General features: G+C 72.8%; 1 protein-coding gene. It reads left to right on the top strand.

All coding sequences use genetic code 11. From position 1 onward, the window contains the following. Nucleotides 1-232, top strand: a 232-nt coding sequence (locus SB816_RS35245; protein ID WP_410548656.1) for a holo-ACP synthase, incomplete at both ends; no start/stop codon positions are given.

Here is a 232-nt window from a genome sequence, read left to right as displayed (position 1 = left end):
CGCTGGACCGTTTCGGGGACCGTTCCGTCGCCCGCATCTTCACCGACGTGGAGCGCGCCAAGTCCGAGCGCCGAGCCGGCGCCGCCGGCAAGCACAGCGCGCGGGCCGCGACCTACGCCAAGCGTTTCGCCGCCAAGGAGGCCTGCTCCAAGGCGCTGGGCACCGGCTTCCGCGACGGCGTGTTCTGGCGCGACATGGGGGTGGTGAACCTGCCCTCCGGCCAGCCGACCAT

The organism is Achromobacter sp. SIMBA_011, from assembly GCF_046535435.1.
Lineage (GTDB): Bacteria > Pseudomonadota > Gammaproteobacteria > Burkholderiales > Burkholderiaceae_B > Achromobacter > Achromobacter dolens.
This window is presented reverse-complemented; position numbering and strand designations above follow the sequence as displayed.